Annotated in this window: 17 protein-coding genes, 1 tRNA gene and 11 pseudogenes; 10 read left to right on the forward strand and 19 right to left on the reverse strand. The window is 53.1% G+C overall.

Annotated elements, in window-relative coordinates; translation table 11 throughout:
- Positions 1–62: 62 nt before the first annotated feature.
- A pseudogene (locus tag QO005_RS23345) lies at positions 63–374 on the reverse strand (transposase); the annotation flags it as partial.
- Positions 375–1,075: 701 nt separating this feature from the next.
- Positions 1,076–1,150, reverse strand: a tRNA-Asn gene (locus QO005_RS23350).
- Between the two features lie 983 nt (positions 1,151–2,133).
- Here QO005_RS23350 and QO005_RS23355 point away from each other — a divergent pair.
- On the forward strand, positions 2,134–3,129 hold the full coding sequence (locus tag QO005_RS23355) for a thioesterase domain-containing protein (protein WP_307160424.1): 996 nt from the start codon (positions 2,134–2,136) through the stop codon (positions 3,127–3,129).
- A 384-nt stretch (positions 3,130–3,513) separates the two neighbouring features.
- Entirely contained in the window at positions 3,514–4,851 is a 1,338-nt protein-coding gene (gene aspS / locus QO005_RS23360) for an aspartate--tRNA(Asn) ligase (RefSeq protein ID WP_307160425.1), read from the forward strand.
- 47 nt (positions 4,852–4,898) lie between these two features.
- Here aspS and QO005_RS23365 read toward each other — a convergent pair.
- A pseudogene (locus tag QO005_RS23365) lies at positions 4,899–5,112 on the reverse strand (IS3 family transposase); the annotation flags it as partial.
- A 55-nt stretch (positions 5,113–5,167) separates the two neighbouring features.
- On the opposite strand from QO005_RS23365, the pseudogene QO005_RS23370 reads away from it, so the two are divergent.
- Together QO005_RS23370 and QO005_RS23375 are read left to right on the forward strand one after the other, a co-directional pair.
- Positions 5,168–5,272, forward strand: a pseudogene (locus QO005_RS23370) (IS5/IS1182 family transposase); the annotation flags it as partial.
- An 86-nt stretch (positions 5,273–5,358) separates the two neighbouring features.
- Positions 5,359–5,514, forward strand: a pseudogene (locus tag QO005_RS23375) (IS630 family transposase); the annotation flags it as partial.
- A gap of 17 nt (positions 5,515–5,531) precedes the next feature.
- Here QO005_RS23375 and QO005_RS24255 read toward each other — a convergent pair.
- The 4 genes from QO005_RS24255 to QO005_RS23390 all read right to left on the reverse strand — a co-directional run bounded on the left by QO005_RS24255 (position 5,532) and on the right by QO005_RS23390 (position 9,044).
- Positions 5,532–6,362, reverse strand: coding sequence for a formyltransferase family protein (locus QO005_RS24255; protein ID WP_370878149.1), 831 nt, complete (start codon positions 6,360–6,362; stop codon positions 5,532–5,534).
- Positions 6,359–7,345, reverse strand: coding sequence for a polysaccharide deacetylase family protein (locus tag QO005_RS23380; RefSeq protein ID WP_307160426.1), 987 nt, complete (start codon positions 7,343–7,345; stop codon positions 6,359–6,361). Before QO005_RS23380 ends, QO005_RS24255 begins: the two co-directional genes overlap by 4 nt.
- Positions 7,346–7,453: 108 nt before the next feature.
- On the reverse strand, positions 7,454–8,080 hold the full coding sequence (locus QO005_RS23385; protein WP_307160427.1) for a 3'-5' exonuclease: 627 nt from the start codon (positions 8,078–8,080) through the stop codon (positions 7,454–7,456).
- A gap of 178 nt (positions 8,081–8,258) precedes the next feature.
- The gene (locus QO005_RS23390) at positions 8,259–9,044 is read right to left on the reverse strand and encodes a DUF6065 family protein (protein WP_307160428.1); all 786 of its coding nucleotides are present in this window, start codon (positions 9,042–9,044) and stop codon (positions 8,259–8,261) included.
- Positions 9,045–9,267: 223 nt separating this feature from the next.
- On the opposite strand from QO005_RS23390, the gene QO005_RS23395 reads away from it, so the two are divergent.
- Positions 9,268–9,477 carry an MbtH family protein gene (locus tag QO005_RS23395; RefSeq protein WP_307160429.1) on the forward strand — a complete coding sequence of 70 codons (210 nt, stop codon included), beginning with the start codon at positions 9,268–9,270 and terminating at the stop codon, positions 9,475–9,477.
- 68 nt (positions 9,478–9,545) lie between these two features.
- Here the strand turns inward: QO005_RS23395 and QO005_RS24260 are convergent.
- Both QO005_RS24260 and QO005_RS23400 read right to left on the reverse strand, forming a co-directional pair.
- Positions 9,546–9,890: pseudogene (locus QO005_RS24260) on the reverse strand (IS3 family transposase); the annotation flags it as partial.
- Between the two features lie 33 nt (positions 9,891–9,923).
- A pseudogene (locus QO005_RS23400) lies at positions 9,924–11,450 on the reverse strand (ISL3 family transposase).
- Between the two features lie 107 nt (positions 11,451–11,557).
- Between QO005_RS23400 and QO005_RS23405 the strand changes: the two are divergent.
- Together QO005_RS23405 and QO005_RS23410 are read left to right on the forward strand one after the other, a co-directional pair.
- Positions 11,558–12,602, forward strand: a pseudogene (locus tag QO005_RS23405) (IS110 family RNA-guided transposase).
- A 245-nt stretch (positions 12,603–12,847) separates the two neighbouring features.
- Positions 12,848–13,154 (forward strand): annotated as a pseudogene (locus QO005_RS23410) (hypothetical protein).
- Between the two features lie 123 nt (positions 13,155–13,277).
- On the opposite strand, the pseudogene QO005_RS23415 reads toward QO005_RS23410, so the two are convergent.
- The 3 genes and pseudogenes from QO005_RS23415 to QO005_RS23425 all read right to left on the reverse strand — a co-directional run bounded on the left by QO005_RS23415 (position 13,278) and on the right by QO005_RS23425 (position 16,293).
- A pseudogene (locus QO005_RS23415) lies at positions 13,278–14,235 on the reverse strand (IS481 family transposase).
- Between the two features lie 221 nt (positions 14,236–14,456).
- On the reverse strand, positions 14,457–15,044 hold the full coding sequence (locus tag QO005_RS23420) for a 4'-phosphopantetheinyl transferase family protein (RefSeq protein ID WP_307160430.1): 588 nt from the start codon (positions 15,042–15,044) through the stop codon (positions 14,457–14,459).
- A gap of 658 nt (positions 15,045–15,702) precedes the next feature.
- Positions 15,703–16,293, reverse strand: a complete 591-nt coding sequence (locus QO005_RS23425; RefSeq protein ID WP_307160431.1) for a hypothetical protein — start codon at positions 16,291–16,293, stop codon at positions 15,703–15,705.
- Between the two features lie 492 nt (positions 16,294–16,785).
- On the opposite strand from QO005_RS23425, the pseudogene QO005_RS23430 reads away from it, so the two are divergent.
- The 3 genes and pseudogenes from QO005_RS23430 to QO005_RS23440 form a co-directional block, all read left to right on the forward strand.
- A pseudogene (locus QO005_RS23430) lies at positions 16,786–17,266 on the forward strand (transposase); the annotation flags it as partial.
- Between the two features lie 503 nt (positions 17,267–17,769).
- Positions 17,770–18,297: a hypothetical protein gene (locus tag QO005_RS23435; RefSeq protein WP_307160432.1), complete on the forward strand. Its 528-nt coding sequence runs from the start codon at positions 17,770–17,772 to the stop codon at positions 18,295–18,297.
- Positions 18,298–18,320: 23 nt separating this feature from the next.
- Positions 18,321–18,743, forward strand: coding sequence for a group II intron maturase-specific domain-containing protein (locus tag QO005_RS23440; protein ID WP_307160433.1), 423 nt, complete (start codon positions 18,321–18,323; stop codon positions 18,741–18,743).
- 16 nt (positions 18,744–18,759) lie between these two features.
- Here the strand turns inward: QO005_RS23440 and tnpB are convergent.
- The 7 genes and pseudogenes from tnpB to QO005_RS23470 form a co-directional block, all read right to left on the reverse strand.
- Positions 18,760–18,873, reverse strand: a pseudogene (tnpB, locus tag QO005_RS24265) (IS66 family insertion sequence element accessory protein TnpB); the annotation flags it as partial.
- A 26-nt stretch (positions 18,874–18,899) separates the two neighbouring features.
- Complete coding sequence (gene tnpA, locus QO005_RS23445; protein ID WP_307160444.1) at positions 18,900–19,376, reverse strand: IS66-like element accessory protein TnpA; 477 nt, start codon at positions 19,374–19,376, stop codon at positions 18,900–18,902.
- Positions 19,377–19,461: 85 nt separating this feature from the next.
- Entirely contained in the window at positions 19,462–20,295 is an 834-nt protein-coding gene (locus tag QO005_RS23450) for a glucosamine inositolphosphorylceramide transferase family protein (RefSeq protein ID WP_307160434.1), read from the reverse strand.
- Complete coding sequence (locus QO005_RS23455; protein WP_307160435.1) at positions 20,273–20,881, reverse strand: class I SAM-dependent methyltransferase; 609 nt, start codon at positions 20,879–20,881, stop codon at positions 20,273–20,275. Before QO005_RS23455 ends, QO005_RS23450 begins: the two co-directional genes overlap by 23 nt.
- A gap of 41 nt (positions 20,882–20,922) precedes the next feature.
- Entirely contained in the window at positions 20,923–21,900 is a 978-nt protein-coding gene (locus QO005_RS23460) for a glycosyltransferase (protein WP_307160436.1), read from the reverse strand.
- 620 nt (positions 21,901–22,520) lie between these two features.
- Entirely contained in the window at positions 22,521–23,363 is an 843-nt protein-coding gene (locus QO005_RS23465) for a hypothetical protein (RefSeq protein ID WP_307160437.1), read from the reverse strand.
- A gap of 82 nt (positions 23,364–23,445) precedes the next feature.
- Complete coding sequence (locus QO005_RS23470) at positions 23,446–24,435, reverse strand: cytochrome P450 family protein (RefSeq protein ID WP_307160438.1); 990 nt, start codon at positions 24,433–24,435, stop codon at positions 23,446–23,448.
- Positions 24,436–24,510: the final 75 nt, after the last annotated feature.

Below are 24,510 nucleotides of genomic sequence, written 5' to 3' on the forward strand. Positions count from 1 at the left end.
CGTCCACGATCCGTCCCCCATCGCCGGAAGAGGGCAGCCACCCTCTCCGGCGCTTCTTTATCTCACGAAGAAGCAGGAAAATCATAAGACAAGCAGTTTGCACACTCTGCGGGAGTGAAGCGCCGCATCAAGGCACTGACGGCATCCCATAGAGCATCGATTGTCCGCTCGGCTCGGCCACGCAGCATGGCTTTCAGCTTCGAGAACGTCACGATCGGGTTAGAGTTTGGACTATAGGGCGGAAGGAACATGAGCCTAGCGCCAGCACGTTCGATGGCATCGCGGACACCGGCTGTTTTGTGCGCAGGCAGGTTGTCCATGATAACCACGTGACCGATTTTCAGGGTGGGCAGCAGTACCTGTTCGACATAGGCGGCGGGCGATCGTACCGGCGATCGGTTCGCAGCAGCGTATCATTGCTAATCGCCGGCGGGAGGCGATCCGCAATCGCGCTGCCGGACGGCCGCCATAGTCGAGGCGTTGTCCGGCGAGGCATGGGGCGGACCACGTCATTGCCGAACCGCTCCACGAAAATCTTCTGGCGGCAATCTTTAACTTCGCGGAAAAAGCGGCAAGCGCTGACGTGCAAAACAAGCCTGCGCCCACACCACGGAAGATCGCTGATTCTGCGATATACCGACTGTGAACTCTGGAGGATGATGTACGCACCGAGGACACAGTGCGCCGCCGGCGAGCGGATGTGCCATCACGACAATCGCCTCAGCCGTCTCACCAACCTATTCTGCCGCCAAGCCGGGTGGGGATTAGAGTGGAAAGACAAAACCGAGCTCGCATGGCACTGGTCTCCATCAAAAACCACTCCATTTGAATCCTCAAAACCATCAAATTCGAGGCAGAGCCAATATTCCGCGCCGGAACACAATTAACAATCAGAAAATAAAAGCCATCCTAACGAGGAAGGAGAGTTAATAGAGGAAAAGTAGAGACTACTTCACGATTACGCGCCATCCGAGCCGCGATGTAGCAGTCGGATGTAGTAAGACTGCCCACTGAGGCGGCTCTATCGGCTAAGTATGGGGATCGATTTTGAATCTGCCTCGAATGCGTAGAAAAATGGCTCCCCGGGCCGGATTCGAACCAGCGACCTGTCGATTAACAGTCGAATGCTCTACCGCTGAGCTACCGGGGATGACGTCTTGCACGGTCTAAGCGGATTAATACAAAGACTGAATGAATTTGCAAGGGCTTATAAAAAAAATCGTCGTGTTAAGGAGCGATTATATTTCATCCCCCTTTCTACGCAAAGGCAGTCCAGATCTACGACGTTTTCGCCGCATTCGGCGGCGCTCCGCGCTTGGATAGCTCGTTCTCCCGCTGATGAACTGTCAGGCATCCGGTGACTACCGCACCTGGCGCTGTGGTGTGTGGTTCAGCGGTTTGACTGAAGTGCCGCGACGGCTCTTGCCGCCTTATCGCAGCGATCTGTCAGTTCTGGGTATGAGAGCCCCATGTGCTTGGTCGCGATATTGAAGAGATACTGCGCTATGACATCAACTGAGGCGTTTGGTTAGCTAGCATGCCAAAGCCGGTATCGGCATAAGCATCACATTCGACTTGCGCTTCAGGAATGCTCGACACCCCGATGGGGTCCCATTCGGTAAGGAATATTTTCCGAATGACAGCTCGGTTCGCTTTGCGATCCATCGTTGGTCCTATACCGCAACGGCTGCTGTTTGCGTCGATTTCCGTTTCCACGGCAGCAATTGCTCCAGCCTGTTGATCGGCATGTCAGCAATGTTGGCTGGCGTTTCTGCTTACGCCGACTGTCCGGTCGAAATGGGGTGCAGTGCAAGGGGGAACTCCAGTCCACCGCTTGCGGCAGACACCACGCTTCAGCAATTTGACATGTCGACACTCGTGACATAAACATGCCTAAAGCCTGTGCTTAAATCTTTTTGCTTTGCCGATTGTCCGTTCGAAACGTGGTACAGTTCACCCCACCCCGCCCATTTGTGTCGGTTCCAGAAGGTAACAAGAGCTAACGCGATTACAACGTAGACTTGCTTGTGCTTCCCGCGTAAATTTGGATTCGAGGAAGATTTTGAATCGACGGCTGTGTCATGTTGCCGGAAACAATGGATGAAACCGTTTATCGGGCAGGGAGCGATGTAATTGACGACGAATGAGATTGAGGCGGCGCTTGTCCTTATAACTCGCCTGAAGGAAAAGGGCGTTGAGATTTGGATCGATCAGCAAAGCATCAGATATCGCTCGAAGATTGGAGCGCTCGATGAAGCAGATCGGGCCCAAATAAAACTAAACAGCCGAGGATTAAGATTGCTTCTAACAGCAACGGGTAACGGGCCTTGCAGCTCAGGCAATAAACCCGTTCTGCTGCTCGACGGCGCCTTTCCTCCGCTATTCTGTATACATTCAGTTTCAGGGGCAGCGACTTTGTATCATCGGCTGAACCTGCATAAGGCGACTAATTCCCCTCCCGCTGTTTATGGAGTGAACGCGAGAGGCCGGGATCTTTCTACACCTCCCCACTCCACAATCGAAGAAATGGCAGAGTCGTATATCAAGGAGATAAAAGTAATCCAGCCGACGGGCCCTTATCGTCTCTGTGGCTATTCTATGGGTGGGATGATAGCTTTCGAGATGGCCGCTCGTTTACTGCGAGAAGGCGAACAAACTAATTTCTTAGGTCTGATAGACACGCGGTTCAACGAGCAAATCGAATTCGACAAATTTGATTTTTGGGTCACCTTCGCGAACATCTATGTAGGGACAGTCGCACCGGACTTCCACAGCGTCCTCGCAGCTACGGACGGGCAATCCAAAGGCACAATAGCTCGTCTCCTTTATCAACAATATCAGGCAGCTTCTCCGATTGGGCTAGGACATCAAAAGAGTTTCGACGCATTCGAAAAAGAACTAGCGTTTTATGAATCACTTTACAACGCGTCTATGACGTATGTGCCGCCAAAGGCAGAGCTGGACGTGACATACTTCGGGTTCGAGGGAGGAGACAACGCTAGGCGTTGGGCCACAAGGACACGAAAAGTGCACCTAATCACGATACAGGGAGATCACCTAGGCCTTTTCCAGTCTGATGCTACCGCCACTCAAGTGGGAAAAGAGCTACTAAGAGTGCTCGATTCGTGATCGCTGGTACTTCGGAACTAGCCTGCCCAGCGGGAGCTGGAATCTTCCTGGGTTTCGAGCGGATTTACGACCCACTTGTAACCCACCCAGCTTGGCTAGGCCTCGCTCGTTGAGCTTTATTGCCTTGGGTAGCCACCTCGTTGCCCTTCAAAACGAGCCCTAGCCGCTATGGTCCTTGCATGAAGCGTGCTCGGCCTGCTAGAAGGTGGCTCAGTGAACCCTACGAAATGGTGGACCAAACCCCATCGTCGAATAGGCTGCACGACAAATTTAAAGTCCGAACCTAGAGATGATACGGAATGCTATAAACGTCGCAAAGACTGAACATCCTTAACCACATCAGAGCGCCCTTGAATGCGCGTACGCTACCTAGAGTATTGACCGATGGCTAACACTATACTTGAACAGATTACACCTGGCACCCAACTTGACAAGCTTGACGGCCGTGTGGGCGAGATTATCAAGGTCAATGGGTTTGTCGACAAAGTACGCGATCAGAAGTACGTTCAGTTTCTTAACATTAGCGACGGCACCGGATCGATTCAGGTCGTTTGTGAGAAGAATATAGATAATGCTTTCATTAACGAGAAAATAAGTCGTATTAGGCCGGGCTCAACAATCAGTTTGACGGGCCAACTTGCAAGGAAACCTAGCGGTGACGGAATCGAAATCGCGTTGACGGGGGCAAGTGAACTTCTAATTCATTCAATCGCTTCGGCGCTGCCCGTAACTGAGGAATCCGGACGTGCCGAGAAACTTGATCACCGTCAAGTTAGTCTTCGATTTGTTCGCGACCACCTCGCTGGCAGAGTTCAGTCGAGCATCATCGCGGCGGCGCACGAGTTCTGGGCGGCGAACGATTTTACGATAATGGCTACGCCAAAGATCTTAGGGGCCGCGTCTGAGAGCGGATCAGAAGTCTTTGAACTTGATTATTTTGGTCGACCAGCCTTCTTGGCGCAATCACCGCAGTTTTACAAGCAGATGGCAATTGCCGGCGGTGTGCGTGCATTTGCCGAAATTGGTCCGGTTTTCCGTGCCGAACCATCTGACACCAATAGGCATCTTGCAGAGTTCACGATGATTGACATGGAAGTAGCTTGGGTGACCGATCACCGTGCTCTCATGACTTTGGAGGAGAGCTTCCTTCGACAGGTGTTTAGAAGAGTTGACGATGTTCTTGGCGCCGAGATCAAGCGGGTGTTCGGTACAAGCCTTGAGCTTCCTCCGGATCAATTCCCGATAATTTCGCACGAAGAGGGCCGTCGAATTCTTGCCTCCAAAGGATTGATCATCGGTGAGAAGGAAGACATGCGCACAGAGGCCGAGAAAGTCCTCGGCTCCCACTTTCTCGAAAGCGGCCATCCATTTTATTTCATTGAAAAATATCCCGTTGATGCACGAGTCTTTTATCATCAGCGATTCGACGACCAACCTAGGATAACTAAAAGCTTCGACCTTATCTATAACGGAGTCGAGATCACTACGGGAGCCATACGCGAACATCGACCTGACATTCTGATGCAACAGGCGGAAGAAAAGGTGCCCGGTCTAACCAAAGAACCGGGTATGAAGAACTATTTCGAGACTTTTATGTACGGGTGCCCCCCTCATGGCGGATTTGCTATCGGTCTAGGTAGACTCGTGCAACAGATGCTTGGTGCAAGCTCTATTCAGGATGTTATTTTCCTCCCGCGCACTATGCAGAGGCTTGAGCCTTGATCGCCTTCTGACCTGCACCGGGTTTGCCGGAGCCCGTGCGGTTTAGATGCGGCCAAAGCTGGTGCGTCCAGCCTAGCGTAACATCGGTCTTCGGCCTCGGCCGGCGGTATGTTGCCAATTGGCTCCAGGGACGCGGCGGTTGTTGAACGAATCTACCCATTCCGGCGTGGCGACCTCCACGGGCTCGAAGTTTCGCCACGGCCCTCGCCGGTGGATCATCTCGGCCTTGTAAAGACCGTTGATCGCTTCGGTGAGAGCATTGATGCTCCTACATTTGTCAAGGTCTAGGCGGTGGTGACAATTTAAGGAATTGAAGGGGGCGGATGCCGAGGGCTTGGGCCGGTCTCGGGGCGGATTGAGTACGAAAATCCACGCCGCCACCGAGGCTCTGGGACTCATGCGGCGACTGATGTCGACCGCGAAGACAATCATGCAACCATGAACCCGGCAGCGATCTTCAGAGAAATCCAATCTTGACGCCCCAGCCGCGATTAGACAACACCATCAATCGAGAAGGCTTTCGTGAAGCTCAAGGCTGTCTTGCGGGCCAAAGCCGAGCGAACGGTCAAAGGCTTATGGAATAAGGTCGGCCAGATCGTCACACTCTTTGACCCGCACGAATGCGCAAACTACTTCAAATCCTGCGGATATGACCGTGAGTAAAGTGAAGGCGCTCAAGGCTATCGGCGCCGGCCTATGGGCTGGTATTCCTCCACTAAGTCCACCCGTGACGCTCGCCCGACTAGGTCCCCCACATAGCTAGCCATCATGCCGGAGGCCAGCCGGGCCAGCATAATCCTTAGCGTCGAGGCATTGAAATCCGAAGTACGAAAAGTGCGCCCATTATGTATCCCTGGTAACTGCCGGACGGCTCCGACTGTAGTCAGTCGCTCAAGTTGTCCACGCAGGGCTTTCACCGATTTCGCGATCGTCTTATTTCCCAGCGAGTGTGAGTCGTCACCTTCAACTGGATCGGGTCGTACGTGGAACAATATTGGCCCAGTATCTATGCCCGCATCGATTCGATGGACAGTTGCCCCGACATATTCTGGCAATCCGTCGTGCAGGGGCCAAAAGTTTGTCGCTGCACCCCGATAATATGGTGAAAGGCCAAGGTGAAGATTAAACATGCGACCGGGAAAGGCCTGGAGCCAAGGTGCCTTGAGCCACGAACATCCGAAGACGAGACAATGGTCGATTCCATGCGAAATAAGGCGGTCGACAATCTCCTGATCATTGATAGAGCCCGCTTGTACTCGGAGGACCTCTAGCGATTGTTGCAGGTCCCACGATCGGCCAGCACTAAGCAGGTTGATTTCAGACGCCTCGCGAGCAGCAAAATATGCCTCTAGCAGGGCCGAATCTTCGGAAGAATTGGGAGTATGGAGTGAAGGCATTTTTGGCTCAATAACAATCAGGTTTACAAGCGGGTGACTGGAGAGAACATTAGCGAAATAGCGATGGCGGACGTGAGTCGAAGTGATCAAAGCCCAGCGTTCACATTTGATCATCTAGTCAATCCCAAAAACTGGCCTATCGCCTTTCCTCCAAGAACATCCTTTTGATCCGACCTGGAAAGTCGCATCCGATCCGAGGACGTGCTATTCAACGCATTTTCGGTCGTAAGGCCAAACCTACATCCCACGGCTTCCGCCACCGCGATCACCGAGTCATCGTAGCTAGCCCGCCCACCATAGGGGTAGCTAATCCAGCTAATGGGCCCTGCAACCTCGGTTAGCATAGCACGATTAAGGTATAGATCATCGATATAGGCTTCTCGCGCTGCGGATGCGAGGAAGAGATGGCGATGAGAATGCAGGCCGATGGTATGTCCCCGGTTGGATATCTCTTTTACCTGCTGCGACGACATGTAGTGTCGTATGGCAAAGTGACGATCGTCGCCTAGACGCTTAGTAAAGACGCGCGAAAGCACCACCCCTCGTTGATCCTGAGGTATCACCGCATTTATAAAGAACTTTATGCGAGCTGTTTCCGCGTCATCGTAACGATATTGGTCTTGTGCGGAGGCCAACGAGACATCTGCGATCCGCGCCGAAACGCGTGAGAGCGCTGCGGCAGCTTCTAATTCGTCGGCCAACTCAACATAAGAGAAAGCTGCAGATAGTAGATGGGCGCGATGAACTGAAAGCAGATGCCCGTCTATCCAAGGAGACGTACAAACGGAAAAAATCGCTTCTATGCCGTAGCGCTCAAGTACCGGGACGACATACTGGGCATGATCGGCCAGGCCATCGTCAAAAGTTAATACACAAGAAGGAGCGCCTAAGGTCTTGTCGCTCAACAATGCCGTCTCTACCGCAGCTATAGGAGGAAAATCGAAAACTTTACCTAAAGCTTCAATACCGGCTTCGAATTCCTTTAGAGAGACATGGTGTAGCCGAGGAAAGTCCATCCATTCTGGATCACATACGTGGTGAAAGTTCACGAAGAGTAAGGGATAGCGAGGTGCGCCCTCAGCAGCGGCTGTTGTCATAAGCAATCCAGAGGTCAAGTTAACTTTCTTACTAAAGGGACACGCTATGCCCTGCCCCTCAAATGTCAGAAGATCATGAAGTTTAAGCTCCGGCTCAAACAATCGTTTCTAAAAGGGCAGCGGCTCGCCTTGGCCTCGCATGTATAAGAGCGATGCCAGTAACGAATAGCAGTCACTTAGCGACGCATGAGAGCGGTCGAACTTTTTTGGTAATGACCCGCCCATGACTGTCCACAATTCACCAGAATCTAGACCTGCGGTGCGCCAGTTGCTTGATGTAATCCACGGCCTGATGTTGACAAAGCCGGGAGAACGCTTGCCATACATGGTGAATGAGTCGCACCGATTGATGACAATGTTCTCAGAAATGATTCCGACATCATTGCCAAACGAGACCGAAATCCGCTCGCCGCAAAACTGACAGAACATGGCCAAGGCCTGCTGAAACTGGACACCCTGGATATCCAACAAATCTTGTGAGATTCCTGTTAGCTTTATGCAGTAAGGTGAAAGTTTCGGATTTAATTTCGGTCGAACAAGTATCCGAATTTCATCTAAAATTGTGCCGTCTGGCCAGCTCACCCTTATTGCGCCGATCTCGATGATTTCTCGATGTTCATTCGGACCCATCCAGCGCCGAGCCAGTGCTCCTTCCCATGTAGTGAACTCCGTATCAAAAATGACGATCTCATCATTAGGCCGTCGTGATACAACTGAACTTTCGTTCCTATACATTTTGGTCCTATTGCCGTCTCACCGGTTGATCAATCTATCTTGATGCAGGAGGATTGAGGCGCAGTCATGCTTTTCCTAAGTCAACCACAACGCATCTCGTCGCTAACAAACAGACAGTCTATGCTGGAAAAGCGAAATGGGAACTTGCTCTGCCGAAATGACGCACATGTAGCGCCCTTCAATCGTCGTCTTCGCTGTCAAAGGCCAACCTATACCGTTCAGAACTGATTACTGGCCTTAGTTTTCTTTTTACCAAATGGAACTCTGTAGCCGTTAGGTTCCCAAATGATCGGCCTTGGAGGTAATTTCTTTGCCAACCCTGTTCTAAAGCGACGGGGTCACCTTCAGATAATTTCCGGTTGAAGCTCTTTCTTGCGGCCTGCCATGCTTTGCATTCTTCAAAAAGTGAAGGATTGCTGTCAATTGAGTCTAGCTCAGGTTGCAACTCATCAAGAGCAGACATATTGACAGGCGTGAGGAAAGAAAATGGCTCACCTGCATTGAATGTCACCTCCCCCGGACGAGTCATCATCCAGTTCATGGTAAATGGGAAAGGGAGCCAATCGGTCTCCACCATACCTTCTAGTGGACAAGCTCCGTCTTTTGGGGAATTCGGTGAACCGCGGACCATCAAGACAGCGCCAGGATCTGTTTGGACAAGATATCCCGCAAAGAAAGTAACTATGCCAGAGCCAAAATGGCTAATCGCGACATCTGAAACGGGGTGTTCGCCCGCAACTATCTCAATATGGAGGTCGTCTCTACCATTCCGACCGTTCCAATTTACTCGGACCGAGCATGGCAGTACTAATTCCCAGCCGCTCACGTTCGCGATTGTCATGGGTGTGCATCGATAAGCCAATTTCTCCTTGGTAGCGTCCATCCACTCCCGCCGCAAAGGGGCAGGCCTGATGACCGGCGCGTAGCCTCCAGGCTTGTTAAGTCTGTAGAACATTAACTTCATGGTGGCGTCTCTCAACCGAAACGAACTGAGCGGCGCTAAATAGGATGCGCCTTGCTATCTTGCGCAATTTACACTCTCTGACCAGCGTTATAGAGGCCGGTCCGCCACCCTAGTTAATTTAAAGTAGCGGGATCGTACTTGACACTCAACGATTGTCAATGTCAATCTTCGAAGTGTCTTCATTTCACTTTTAAGCCCCGCTGGGGATTACTAGGAGGCATTTATGGCGAATCCTTTCGATGACCTTGAGGCAGATTTCCTCGTGCTTCGGAACGAGGAATTGCAGCACTCCATTTGGCCGCAATCAATAACCATTCCGCTTGGGTGGAGCGTGGTTTTTGGGCCAGCAAAGAAAGACCTTTGTTTGGAATTCGTGAGAGACGTCTGGTCTGACCTCAGACCTAAAAGCATAGTAAATCAACTCGCTAGTTGAGGAGGGGTTCAGGGAGTGATCCTTGATTGGAGGACGGGCCGCTCAGCACCTCTGTAGACACCCTCGGGTCAGATTTTCTGCTGCTTCTCGAACTCGACGGCCGACAGTATTACGTCCTAACGTGTTCGCGTTTTGGGTTATAGAACATCTCGATGTAGTGGAACATTTCCTAGCGAGCTCCATCGCGTGAAGGGAGGGCCCGCGGCGTATCTGTTCGTGCTTCAAAAGATTGAAGAAGCTCTCAGCAACCGCCTTATCTAGTCAGTTGCCCCGTCGGCTCATCGAGTGGACCAGATTGTAGCCTTTAGGAACGGGGCCCGATCCACAATGGCGAATTGCGAGCCCCGGTCTGAATGGATCAGCAGGTGGTCCTTTGGCTTGCGCCGCCACACGGTGTCAATCAGCGTCCGAATTCGACTCTGACGCGCTATTGCTAAGTGTAGGGCCTACGATTCCCTGATCAACTGCGCCTGCAGCAGATCGAGTTTTGCTCGCCCGTACATCTGGCGCTTGATGAGCTTCAGTCGCGTAATCTGACCCTCCGTCTGTCCGTTCGACCAGGTCGAAATATTCGCGTTTTTCACAGCATTGAGGTCCTTTTCCACGCCGCCGGCAAACGATCCGACCAGACTGTTCTTTCCAGCTTCAATCCATTCATCGAGTTCTCGTGCTGTCTTGGAGCGGATCATGGATTGGAAGTCGCCAATGGTCGTGCGGCAACTTTCAGTTCCGGAACGTTCCCTTCGATTGCCGCCACCAGGATCGCTTCGGATTTTGGCAAGTCATCGCGTGGGGTGGTCATCAGACGGGCGACGACCCGTGCCGATGGGGTCCGCGCGCCCGCTCTGGTTAGCCATTGCGAGACGACCTCGCTTTGTCCCGGAAATCCCTTTGCTTTCATCTCCCTCCAGAGCGCCAAAGCATTCCGCGCGCCTTCATCCCAGCGGCTGTTGAGCCATGGCAGCCAGTTATCCAGAAAGCTAGGCCTTGTTCGGAACACATCCAAGCGCTGGCCTCTCAGTACGTCGCGGACAATCTTCCGGCTATGATCGGTTTGCCGAACGATCTGGCGAATTGACGTTCCTGTCTTTGACATTCCAAGATCGCCTCGTTCGTCTCCTGGCGCCGCAGATATCCTTCGTACTGCAGTTTCTCCGCATAGGTCAAAAGCTTGGGATCAACGACATTGCTGCCAACCGCGTGCCTGATCTGGCGCCTCGACTTGACGACAGCATCGAGGAAAACGCTCTACTGGAATTCTCCATCAGATGCCAACGGTCAGCGATCTACTCAGCCTCAGGTAAAGCCTTGGCGATGGCCTCACCATATCCGCCGCCGCGGTCGCGAGCGACGATGGAGATCGACTGGTGCCCCGCAAGCCATACTCGAGGCGTATCCAATGCTCGACGCGGTAACAGGGTGACGGGCTTCCGCCGCTCCAGGTCGCAAACGATCGTCCCGGAGGTTTGGCCGCGCCTGAAGGCAAAATCATCAATGCCTATCACTGTGAGTTCATCATTCTGATCGACGACACGGCGGCGGAGCACCCGCAGCAGTGTGTCGCTGCTCACGGGCACCATCAGACGACGGGCAAAGGCGGCCGCTGGTCTGCCGCCAATCGCTAAGCCAAGGTGATGAACAATCGTCTCTAGACGCTCGGTGCGCCGACCAAAACGAGCCAGCACGCCGTTATCAAACTGTTCGCAGAAGATGCGCCGGCCGCAAAGGACAGCATCACACCAAAACCGATGCGCCACGATCGTCAACTACACGCGCCGACCACTCAGCGGCAGGTCAGCGAGTCGGCGCGCATACCGGCTTTGAACCCTCCGGCTTGGGCGGCCGAAGTTCGGGCGAGGTGCGGTAGGGTAGCGTGACCGCAGCCGAACTTGAACGCTATCTGCTATAACCTTGACCTCATCGACTGCGAAGCCAGATGGAGCAAGGCTCGCGCGCTGAAAACGATGTTGCATTGCTGATCCTCCGATGGACCAGCAAAACGTCGCCCTTAACAGCAGCAAATATTATGGTGTGGAACGACCTGCCCTTCGCACCTGCATCGAGGATGCCTAATGTGGTGATGCCAATCGCCACAAGACATAAGGAACCGTTCCATGGAAAAGTTACTACAATCGGACTGGATTTGGCCAAGTCAATCTTTCGGATACACGCCATCACTGAATGCGGGCACGTCGCTGTCCGCCGTGCCTTGCGCCGATCACAGGTATTGGAGTTTTTTCGTCACATCGCACCATGCCTTGTCGGAATGGACGCATGCGGGAGTGCTCACTACAAGGCCAACGCAATCGCGGAATTCGGCCATACGGTGCGGTTGATGCCCCCAGCCTGCGTAAAGCCGTACGTCAAACGGAACAAGACCGATGCCGCCGAGCGGAGGCGATCTGCGAGGCGGTCACGCGGCCTACAATGCGGTTTATCCCGGTCAAAACACCGGACGAGCAAGCTGCCGGGAATGGTTTTGAAGATCCGCGAACTACTGGTCCGTCAACGAAGCCAGTCGGCCAATGCGATGCGCGCTCATATGGCCGAGCTCGGGATCGTCGTCGCGACCGGTATGAGCAGTATTGTAAAGCTTGTCGCCATTTTGGGCGACGCTCGTCTGCCGAACTCGGCCAGAGCTACCCTTCTGGAGATGGCCGGCAGTAAAAGCTGATGATGCTGCGCGTCCCTTAGCAACCATTCCCGGCGTTGGTCCCATTATTGCAGCCACTGTTCGTACCACGGTTCAGGATCCCGCAGCCTTTTGAACAGGACTGGACTTGGCCGCTTGGATCGGAATCACACCAAGAGCGAACTCCAGCGGAGGCAAGGAGCGACTCGGCAAGATCTCAAAGCGCGGCAACAAGCAGCTTCGCACTCTGCTGATTGTCCGGGCTACAGCGGTTCTGAAACAGGCCAGGAGAGGTTCAAAGCTGCCTGGCTGTGCCGTTTCCATAATGGCACAACGCCCCTGCAAGGTGGCAGCCGTGGCGCTCGCCAACAAAATGGCTCGCATAATATGGGCGATCCTGGTCAAGGGCGGCAATACTGAGCGCCCGCAATGGCAGAGGTGTAGCAACAGAATTCCCGGCGCTTTTGCGTCGGGATACAGCGGCGAGGTGTAAAGCGTGATGAACCCAAGGGGCGATACCTCGATGTCGATCAGACCGTCTGACTCAGTGGCCTCTGAGCGCGTGAAAATGATTGGGCGATCGACGTTGCGGATATAATAGTGGCCAGCGGTCAGTGACCGCCCAAAGGCCGGACATATGACCGCACAGTCCGGAGATGATTTGTGCTGAAAACTCTTGCCAATCAGGTCGCTCCACATATGAGTCAGAGCTAAAATTGCATGCTGAAACACAGCCTGCTGGCACGCTCAAGGTTCATCTACATACTCAGCCAAGTCGCCAGCATGATCGGCGAGAATCTCGAACTGATAGAGGAAGTGACCGCCAACTCGAATAACATCTCCGAGGGCGAACTGGGTTACGTTAGCGGTGGCAGTGAGGGACGGCGGTATCCGCGAGTTCCTCATTGACGCACGGTGCTATCGCGAAATGATCGACCGCGTCATGGCAGATGAGATGAAGAGCGTCGTATGCCTCCCCCACATTCGAGAATGCCTTCGCCGGATGCTCACATTGCACCCAAAGCTCCAATCCCAGAAATCGTAATGAGACGTCGGGCAGCATCCTCAAGACGAGGATAGCCTCGATCTAGCGTGTGACTTCGCCAATGCGTTGTTCCAGTTGGCGCAGATCGGCAAACAGGTCTGCGAGTAGCTTACGCATTGCCAGCTAGATGTGGAGCCTCAAGAGGTTGTCGCGGTTTAGATTCAATCGACTGATAGGCGGTTTTGATTTTAGGCTCCCATGAGGTCGATGCCAATTGTACCTGTGGGTCCATTTTGGGAGATAGGCTTTGCGGTGTTCTGATGAAGGATATGAACGCGCATAAGCCCACTCTCGCAATGCTGTCTGGATGAAGCGTTCGGCCTTTCCATTGGTTTTGGGCGTATAGGGTTTGGTTCGGATATGCTTGAGGCCGAGCGCCTTGCAAGCTTTTGCAAAGTCTTTGGCTTTGTAGCATGAACCGTTGTCAGTCATAACGCGCGTGACGGTTACGCCAAGGCTTTCGTAATAGGCAAGCGCCGCTTTCAGGAAGGCAATAGCACTGACGGCCTTCTCGTCTGGCAATATTTCTGTGAAGGCGATGCGGGAGGCATCGTCGATGCAGACGTGAACATATTCCCAGCCGACACCGCGTGAACTGCTCTGTCCTTTGCGGTCGCCGGTGATGCGATGGCCGACGCGCTCGAAACGGCCCAGCCGCTTGATGTCGATATGGATCAAACCACCTGGCTCTGCATATTCATAGCGAACAACCGGTTCTGCCGGTTCGATGTCCTTCATTCTAGGAGAGCCCGGCGCGTTTGAGAACGCGGCTGACGGTGGCCGGTGAAACGCCCGTTTCCATGGCGATGTGCTTGCCGGTCAGGCGCTGGCGGCGAAGCGTGAGAATGCGCTCCGCCAGCGCCTGATCCGTCTGTTGGGGGCTGTTTTGGGGACGCGACGAGCGATCGGTCATCGCAGCATGTCCGCCCTGTCGGAAACGCTCAACCCACCGCGACACGATCTTGGCGGAAACAGCATAAACACGGGCGGCTTGCGGCTTCGTAAGCTTGCCCTCAACAACCGCAAGGGCCATTTCCCCTCGACGAAACGGGGTCAGTCGGGCATTCTTGTGGATGTTCATTCGGAGCACTCCTGGAAAACTGAGGTGTGGTAACTCCAGTCTCCTCGATCCGCTCCGAATGGACAACCTTCTGAAAGCTCACAGCTAGATGCCCTTGGATCGATCTTCGATAGCTTCCGGAAGGTCTAGCTTGAACAGTCCTGCGCCTGGGTGGAGAGCGACCCTATATTCGAGGCAGGAAGCGCGCATCTGAGGCCATGGCACTACGCCCTCAAGATACTTTAATATTCCCATGCTGCAGTAATCACAAGCTCATCGAGCACACAGAACCGCCCGCTTATCCGGCACTGTTCCAGCCCTTCATAGAAAACCGCCGCTTCGAAACTGCTCTGCGCGAAGTCGACCTCCGTGCAGATATCTAGGAAGGAGAGAAACTCGCGCCTGCTCGGGTAAAATGCCTTATAGACTGCCTCTTTAATGCTAAACCAAAGGGTCAGCGTCTCGGAAGAAACCGGCCGTCCGCTATGCTCGTCACTTCGAATAATATATGTGCCAAGCTCAACCGGTACGGCATCATATGGTTCTGCATCTAAACCCATCGATGAGAAAGAGGTGTTGCTTGAAACGACCGCAGCGCAAATTCCACCCCCGTGGGTAATACTCCCAACTAAGGGGGAGGGCCAAATAGGTATCCCGTCTGCTCCGGAGGGTATTTCACAAGGTTGGAATCCCGCTTCGAGCATAGCGCGTCGCGCGCATTCCCGTCCGGTGCTGAACTCTATGACCCTTTTTGGAATCGCTCTTCTGACAGCAATAGCCTCCGAAGCGGACATAGGAAATACAACATCGGACACCCTGATGACAGCCACCCCAGTGTGTCCTGGAAACAGCCTCGATATCCGACTGGCGATTACAGGCTCTTCATCGCTGTGCACGCTGGGCATTCATCTTCTCTCCTGTTTGACCTTCATCGACTTTCGCAAAATTGCGTGGCTGTATCTCCCTCCCTTCCAGTAGCGTTCTTGGACCTGCGAAAGGTCGCCTTGATTTAGCGTTCTGCCATTTTGGTTTAAAAACCAGGATTATATTCGTGAAGTGTGTGCTGGACTTCGATATGAGCCAGTGCGGGAGGAGCATCTCACTTGTGGCTCGGCTCAGCCGGTGCGCGCCGACTGTCATGGGAGAATTTGACGCGTTATTGCCGGGCGCGCTTTGGCCGGGAGTTCCTTATCCTTTAACTGAGCCCCGCATCGTCAAGAATGATGAAGTAAGACGATCAGATGGCATATTGAAGACTGTGGTGGAGACACTTACGTCGCTCCGCCGGTAGCCAAGATTAGGAACGGCATTGACAGAAGTTTGCGTAGCAGCACGTAACCAGCAACCCCGAGTTTTGGGCGCCTTATCAATAACTGCTGATATAGATGAGTTTGTAAACATAGGACTTCTCTAAACGTCCAGACAAGATCATCACGATATGGCCTATCATACGCTTCCTGCCTTCGCTCGCGAATGCACGTTACCAATTTAGCGAGCCAACTTTTTTGCCAACCAGTCGGGAATTGGATCGCCTCGTCTTGAGAATTCTTCAGCCAGCGCTTTGACGATCTCGTCGTCGGGGCTCCAGACGAAACTCGGACAGAAGCGCCGATACAGTTCTGTCTTGTATTCATCCAGTTCGCGCTCGCGCTTTTTGTCTCGGAGCTCCGTCTTTCTTCGGATTATGAGCTTTCTATCCTGGATCGAAAGTTGCGCGGCGGCGGCGTAAAGGTTGGCTTGGAGCAACTTGAGGTCGTTTACGCTCATGACGTTCAGGTCAATGTGCCGTCCCTCATCCATAATACAAAAAAGAAGCCTCGTCGAAGTCGGGGTTGCCGGTCTTTCTCCGCGGAACTCCATCCACTGCGACAGCTGGGAGAGCACTTCTTCTTTGACATGACTCGTGCCAACGGCGAAATCAATGTCGCTCGACCTAATCTCAATGCCCAATGCAACGGAACCAACAACCACAAGATTTTCGAAGCCGATATTGCACTTTTGAAAAACGGCCTTAAGTTTTCTCTCCGCCCGTCGAATCTCGGAGGGATCAATCCACGGGTTAGTATCGGTTTCCGGCATTCCTAACCTCTTCGCAATATCATTGACCACGGTTACTCCCGGCATACGGGCCACATAGATCTGTCAGGCGTCTCAAGCTCGCGCCGGTCTTGAGTCGAGCGTTACCAGAAGGTCGCTAATTTCATAGAGACCGTCGCCGCAATCGATTTTTTTCCTGAACCGGGGCGACTTTGTATGCCACGTCTAGTTCACACAAGGTATAATTAACGGCGTTGAGGTAGTCCAGCGATGGCCTCGCCCCCAAACAGAAATGTTTTCCGGCCCAAAAGTAAGCCCGTGCTTCTGCGGCAATCTGTCAAGAGCTCTGTTCATCTCCTTCCCTCGATTGCAGGCAGCGACATCGACCGAATACATCTCTTCTTCGGATGCGCGCACCCACCCGTTGATCGCCTGTGAGATCGTGTCCCATGGAGTGGCGTAGGTGGATTTCACAGCCATCGGTGATTTCCGGTAGGGTCGGGTTGCTTAGAGCCAACCTGAGGGACACCACCGATAACTGATGACATGATGAACCTGCCCTCACTCGTTGAGAAGAGTGCCGACGCCGATTTGCTGCGTGAGATGATCGGCTTTGCTGCCGAGAAGCTGATGGCGCTGGAGGTCGGCACGAAGACCGGCGCGGGCTATGGCGAGAAGAATGGCTTCCGACTGGCCCAGCGTAACGGCTATCGCGACCGGGATTGGGAGACACGGGCGGGCACCGTCGAGCTGCGCATTCCCAAGCTTCGTACTGGCAGCTACTTCCCGAGTTTCCTGGAGCCGCGCCGGATGGCCGAGAAGGCTCTGACGGCGGTCATTCAGGAGGCTTACATCCAAGGCGTTTCGACCCGATCCGTCGATGATCTCGAAGGCCATGGGCATGAGCGGCATCTCCAAAAGCGAGGTATCCCGGCTTTGCGAGGAGATCGACGAGAAGGTGAAGGCTTTCCTTGACCGGCCCATCGAAGGAGAATGGCCCTATTTGTGGATCGATGGTGCGCCGTGCGGCGCGGGAGGTGTGCATGATTTAGCGTGGCCTCTCAAGCTTGCCGACTTTTAACCGGCGGCTGAGATGCCGCCCGATTTACAGGAGCAGTGGATCGAAGGGGGCCGAGAAGCCTGACCGGGCGTCGTCGGTTGGGTTGCATAAGCAGATCGGCCTTAAATGTACCGGATGCGGGCCATCAACCGCAGGCCGGGCTACCGCAATGCCCATGGCGAGGTAACGAAGTGAGCGTCAGAAGCCTCGAAACACAGAAACCGCTTCCATTAGCGTGATGGCGTGGAAGCACGAAAGGGCGATCAGAGGCGGTAAGGCTCGTCTATCCTTACTGCCGGGTTCTCGATGAGACCCGAGATGGGACTGGCTCCTATGCCCCGTCTCCCGCATCGCACGGGGTAGAGCTCACCGCCTAACGGCACAAAGGTTGGAAGTCGGAACACGGGAACTTGGATTGTCTGCCTGGTTGGAAGCCGGGCTCGCTGCGACGGCCAGATATGGGCAACACCAAGGGCGGAGCTTTCGTAGTAGTCGGACCGCGGGAAAGCCGCGCACAGGGCGAAGGGAAGCAGGAAGACGATGGGATTGCAACGACGGAGAAGTGGTCTGTGGACACGGATCATCAGACCGATAAAGTCTGGGTAGTCGGCATTCAACGCAAGCTCTATCAGTGGAGTAAGGCTAATCCCGACGACAAGTGGTGCGACATGTGGGGTTGGTTGACCGACCTCAGGGTGCTGCGTCACGCTTGGCAGCGCGTTGCCTCCAACAAAGGTGGACGCACGGCCGGGGTTGACGGGATGACGGTGGGACGCATCCGGAACAGGAGTGAACATCGCTTCCTGGTCGAGCTTCAAGCGGATCTGCGCAGCGGCGTATATGGTGGACCTATCACCGCAAAAAGACCCAAGCCCGTCGCAAAAGCAACGGGGTGGCGGCAGCGGCGAGCGCCCGGGACAGTGATCGCACAGCAGGACGCTGTGTGTTTCTGCCGGTGCGCTACGCAGACGACTTCGTGGTTCTGATATCTGGATCGCTGGAGGAGGCAATGGCAGAGAAATCCGCCCTGGCCGACTACTTGATCGAGACTACCGGACTGACGCTGTCGCCGGAAAAGACGAAGGTCACGGCCATGACAGAGGGCTTCGAGTTTCTCGGATTCCGCTTCAGTGTGCATTGGGATAAACGCTACGGCTATGGCCCGCGCGTCGAAATACCCAAGGCGAAGGCCGCGAACCTGCGTCACAAGGTCAAGCAACTGACGCAGCGTGATAGCATCTCCGTCAGTCTTGGCGAAAAGCTCCGAGGAGTGAATGCCATCACCAGCGGATGGGCGAATTACTATCGCCACTGTGTAGGGGCCGGCCGCGTATTTGTCGCTCTCGACTGGTACATTGGCCTACGTCTGTACTGCTGGCTACATAAGAAACGACCAGGCACACGCCGCTGCCGTCCCAGAAGATCAGCTTGATCCGGTCGGTGCGTTTGGCTCGGAATACGTAGATCGTGCCCGAGAACGGGTCGGCACCCATCTGGGCCTTTACCAGCGCCGCCAATCCTTCCGCGCCTTTGCGGAAGTCGACAGGCTTGGTGGCGATCATCACCTTCACCGCACCGGACGGGCCAATCACGATTGAGCCTTCAACGCCTGGATGACGGCGGCAATGGTTGCGGCATCGGTGCCCGAGGCAATGCGCAGCATGGCTCCATCAATCTGCAATTCAATAGCCGCCTCCGGACAAGTTCTTCTTGGCAAACGTGCCTGCCGCGCCTTCTTCGGCTCCGACTTCTCGGGCGACACGACGACAGCTGGCGCAAACATCGGTTCTTCCCCAGGCACAAAAAGAACCTCAGCTGGCTTTCGGGCGAGCCGTCGCCATGTGAACAATTGCTGCGGCGTCAACCCATGCCGCCGCGCCACAGAGCACACCGTCACGCCAGGTTCGCAACTCTCCGCAATGATCTGCGCCTTCTGATCGTCGCTCCATTCGCGACGACGGCCATTGCCAGTGAACACCTCAAACCGGCGCACCGGATCATCCTTGGATTTGAGCGTAAGCTCTGAAATCGACATATGTCCAAGCCCTCTTTCGAGGTTGAACATCGACAATCACAAGCAGATCCGGAAGGTGGGGTCAGGACAGCGCTTACCATTATGGCCTGCTTAATAAAATTAGATAAATGGATAATTATACATGGCCGTCTACACATGCGACCCAGCTACCGGTTTCCGTTCTATGACAGTCAATATGATGCATTCTTGTAGCATTCCAACCGATGCCACTCGGCCCTAAAACATCGCTGCCTTCTTTAATATGCTCGTCATAGTGATCTTTCGAGAGCCGCTGAATTTTAGCAACCCCCACGGATTCGCCGTATATTCGGCTGCAATTTTGGAAAAATCTGAGAATGTTACCTCCTTCATCAACCATTCTGCCCGCCGGCCGAGAAATGCTTTTACTGTCGCTGTATACAGGATTGAGATCATGCGGCAGCCAAGGCCCATGAAGGTTCTCAGCCCAAGAAATAGACAGGCTGTCGTGCTGATAAGGTGTCGTACAGCTAAATAACCACCAAAGACCTTCATGCTTTATGATCGTGGGATCCGCATGTGTTCCTTTTACAAGCATGCCTTGTTGATGCCACGAGTGGGGGAAATTCACGGCTTTATATAAAACAACGCCCCCTGCTCCTAATGTTTCTGGCGCCATGTAGACATCGTCGCCATCCACAAATATAAAAGGATAGGAAAGATGGAAACTCTCCTTTAATACAATTCCTATGTACTCCCATTTCAACAGATCTTTACTTGTAGCAGCGCCTATTTCGCCTTTTCTCTCATCCTCATTCATAACTTCGAAAAACATATACCATTGTTTGTTCACAAATATCATAAAAGGATCTGCTACTAGGCTCGCCCTGACATCGGTAATACTGTCAATGGTTATGACCGGATTCCTAATTTTTGTGCTGGGCTTCATACTAAATATTGAATCCCCTTCATATATTCCTATCGACCACATCGGTTTTCTCCTTGCTGCAGTAAGTAATGATAAATTGCTTCAGCCCCATGCTATCGTATAGCGTATCAGATGCCTGTATGGAAAAGCGCTCTTTGATCATTAAAAGTAGTTTTTCCCAATTGCTGAATTTCTCCAATTTTTCCATGATTTGCACGTCAATTTTTATTGCACACATGCCGCAAGGTTTTAGCATCTGAAGAAGATTGTCTAAATATAGTTCGCACTGAAGTTCCGAGAAGTTGTAGTGGCTTAAGACGCCAAAACTGATGATAATATCAAACTCTTCTGCATAGTCTGCTATCGCAACCGTCATATCCAAATGTATAAATCGATCAACGTTCAAAACATTCTTTATGTCAGGGTGTGAATACGGTTTGATATCTAATAGCGATAGAGAGCAGGAAGAATTATAAATCGGTTTAATATACCGGCTATAATATTCAGCGCCAATCTCCAGCACCTTTTTACCAGCCCCGAACGGGACAATCTTTGGCAGAACATAGAACTGATATAATCTGTCGCTATGAGTCGACCAGAAATTTCTTACGTCACCGTTCCATGTTTTTGGTAAAGACTTAGTCTTCATACCAAGCATATCGTCGAACGAAAAATTCATCCTGGGACTACTTAACTTTCGCGGTGTATTTCACTTTGATATTGGTGAACGAAGTGCTCGGCCATTTTTCTATAATGAAACCTGTCCAAAACATAATTCCTGCACGTATAAGGTTCTATGTCGCTTATCAATTCAACGGCTCGGTCGTAATCACTTTGATCTTTGCAAACAAATCCGACATCTTGCGTTATAATTTCAGGACATGCACCTTTATCGCTGCAAATTACTGGCGTCCCCGAGATCAACGCCTCGACCATCGACAAACCAAAAGACTCTTCAAGCTGTGTTGGAAAAATCAGGCACTTCGCTTTAGCCAGCAATTTTGCCTTCTCACTTCCCCTGATATCGCCAAGATATTCAACATCTTTGAACTCGTGGCAACGGTTTGTGACCTTTTCTATTCTCTCGGACGTTCGAGCTCCGCCCAAAACGACAAGCGGTATATGATGCTTTTGAGACAGCAAAAGTGCAGTATCAAGTCCTTTTCTCTCGTCCCATTCCATTGATGCCATAAAGAGAAAATAGTTTTCTTTTAGATCAGAATATATATATTCCTCTGGATCAACTCCGTTAAAAACATATCGTTCGCTGCCCAGACTATTCGCAAGGGAGCGAGAGGGATATATCCAGCTTTGATCTGGCGTCCCCCAATCTGCGTTTGCAAATTTTGGATGGATATGGCACGAAATGACAAAGGGCTTTTTCCATTCAACTCCTTTCCAATACTGAAGATGTTTTGAATCCAGCATACGATGATTAATATCGACATCGAAGACAGGTTCTTTAACAATCTCCATATCGGGCTCGGTGGATAGCAACACCCCTTCCTGTAGGAAATAGGACACTTCATGTCCCAGCTCTACAAGCCCCTTGGCTAAAAGATCGAAAGTCGAATAAGCAGATGAGGAAGGATGTGGCGTTGGTTTCAAACCTGCGCCAATTTGCTGTTGCGCTGGATAACTATGACTGGAAGATAAAAGTATTTTCAAACTACGCCTCTACTGGCCATTTTTCGAATGTTTTTGTGCAGTTCTGTTGACAATCTGCGCGGCACTTAGAAGTATTTCACGACTGTACTCAGCCGCACTCATGGCCACTTGCAGATATCCGGATACACTAAGTATCAATCTGCGGGTCTTCCGTTATCTCTGGCAGGCGATTTCTTACTTCATCCCGAAACTGCGTCTCAACATTGGCCAGAGCCGCGCCATCGTTGATTATATCTATAGTGGCCAATAATGCCACAAATTCCTAGGTTGTACAAATCGTAAATTACTTTGACGCGTCTTCGATGTGTTGCTATCATTTCAGTTGCATTTTCAGATGAGCGCGGATCAGTTCAGGTTCGCCATGGCGTCGGACCTGCGGCCGAGGGCGAGCACGCCTATTTCGACCGTCTTCGTAATTTGCTTCGCAACGGGCCAGACCTGTTCACGGCGCCGCCGATGTGGCCGCGCGCACCTGACTGACGAGGCGCAGTATATGCGTGACCGAGTCGAAGTATTCGACTGACAGCGCCTTATCGGGAAATCTCAGGCCAAGGGCACCTTCCAGGGCGACGAAAACTTCGACGGTCCCCACCGCATCGGGGCCAAGATCGGGCAGAAAATCATCGGGTTCGATCGCCCGCTCCGGACTTATGAAACCGGTGACCACCTGCTCGATTGTCTGCAGATCTGCAGTGCCAATCGTTGTATTGAGTCACCCAGCCTAGTGCCTTTAGTCCTCGCGGCCAACCATAGCGCCTCCCCCGAAAACTCAATTCCGCCGGCGCCAGCGAAGAGGCACGAGCCGAGGTTTTCGGCGAGGCTGCGGATGCCACATCCGCAAGGTCACAGGCGGCGTGTTCTTCCCCTCGCGATGACTGGTTACCTCGATGCATTCGGCTTTCCGACAGCCATAGGGGAAGAGGATCACCGCGCCTTGCGAAACTTTCGGCCAATCCTCTGACGATCTGGTCATCGGTGGTCCAGAGGAAGTCGGGACAAAAGCGCTGATACAGCGTGGTCTTGTATTCGTCCATCTCGCGCTCGCGCCTCTCGTCCCGGAACTGCGTTTTTCTTTGGACGAAACCCGTTCTGTCCTGGGCCGAAAGCTGGGCGGCAGCGTCGGACAGGTTCGCGTGCAGCAGCGCTATATAGGCCAAGGTCATGACGTTGAGTTCAATGTGCCTCCCGTCTACCGTGAGGCAGAAAAGAAGCCTGGCCGAATTAGGGGTAGCCGGCCTTTCGCCGCGAAATTGCGACAGCTGCGCGAGCACTTCTTGTTTCGCCTGAGTGGTGCCTATCGCCAAGTCTATGTCGCGACGAATCTGAGTGCCCAATGCGGCCGAGCCGATTACGGCAAGATGGGTCGCTTCTACATGGCCCCTCTGGAGAATTGCCCGGAGTTCTGCCCCTGCACGACAAATCTCGGCAGAATCAATTAACGGGTTGGCGTACGGCTCGGACATCCTTTGAAAACCTCTCGACAATTACTATTCACAGCTTCTCGGGCGTGACAACCTAATTCGGAACTCCGCTCCCGGCCCTGACCTAGCTTGGCTCAAGTCCTATCAGCAGGTCGTTTACCTGGTAATGGCCATCATCACTTCCAATTTCGCCGCCGACTGACGTCACGTTGTAGACAGCCTGCAGCTTCAGCAAGGCGCCATTGAGTGCGTAAAGATAGCTCAACGACACCCCGGCCCCCAGGCAAGAATGTTTTCCGGCGCCAAAGGTCATTCCATATTTCTGCGAGGGTCTGCTGCCGCCGGGACTGTTCTCGCCACCTCGGTTGCAGGCCTCAATCTGGATCGAATACATCTCGGTAGGGGAATCGAGCACGCGTCGATTGATCATGGTAAACGGCGGAAATTGCCTGAGGCACGCTGCGACCCTCTCCTTGCCGTCGTCGGGACGCTCGCCGGAGAGCAGCTGCTTCCCCCACTTCCAGACGACAGTTGTAGTGGCCGCGATGACAGGATGGTAGGAATCGACAAGCAGGTTGATGCAAACTGCGACGGGCAACTTTGCAGTCACAAAGGCGCCAAGCAATCCGGGACGATCGGTCTGTTGCTGCACCCAGTCTTCGAGACGTGTCACGCTGGCCGCAGCTTGTATGAGTTTTTCTTTGGTAATCGAGGAAAACATATAGTTGAGGATATTGTCACCCTCGGCAATGACGAATTCCTGCTCGCTCTGGCTCAGGCCAAACAACACACGATGAAATGCCGCCGCGACGGAAATGCAAGTGTTGAAAGTGATTTCGCCTTTCCCGGCAGCGGCCCCCAAGGCATCGAAAACCTGCTCCGTTATCGTTGGAGCATCTGCGGACAGTATCGAGAGAGCGGCACGGCGCAGGGAATGGTGCTCACCGGTGTCCATGTACATCAGCCACTGGCTCAGAAATGGCATTAGTGTTCCTACAGCGTCGGGGTACTCTGCCTCCCAAGCGGCTAGACGCGCACTTTGCCTGTCAGAAAGATTTCTATTATCTCTAAGAACTCGGGCGGCAGCCTCGTAGTTTTCGATGATGACAACCACCTGTAGTTCCTTTCCAGAGTACGCTACGAGCTCCGATCGTGGTCTATTGCGCTTGGATGGGGCTACCCACGACCA

This window comes from Allorhizobium paknamense (assembly GCF_030815125.1).
In the GTDB taxonomy this organism is placed as follows: Bacteria; Pseudomonadota; Alphaproteobacteria; order Rhizobiales; family Rhizobiaceae; genus Allorhizobium; species Allorhizobium paknamense.